Raw genomic sequence first — 254 nt, forward strand, 5'->3', positions numbered from 1 at the left:
CAAGTTAATGATGCTGGTTGCGATCATCATTGAGCCGGGCAGCATAGTATTACCGTTGGCACGACACACACTGTAGTAAAAGTAGAGTAGCGCACCTGTCCAAGAGCTGATTAACCAATAGATCCAGTAAGAGTCAATGATCGGCAATACGCTTGTTGGCGCATCGAGTAGTTCTAAAATTGGGCCACGAAGCAGATAAATGATGACTGAAAAAAGTGCAACACTCACACTTCCCATTGCGATCACAAGCCCAC

Annotated in this window: 1 pseudogene; it reads right to left on the bottom strand. The window is 45.7% G+C overall.

Annotation, left to right across the window (positions count from 1 at the left end):
- Positions 1 to 254 (bottom strand): annotated as a pseudogene (locus A3712_RS10025) (MATE family efflux transporter); the annotation flags it as partial.

Source organism: Vibrio sp. HI00D65 (assembly GCF_001635455.1).
Taxonomy (GTDB): domain Bacteria; phylum Pseudomonadota; class Gammaproteobacteria; order Enterobacterales; family Vibrionaceae; genus Vibrio.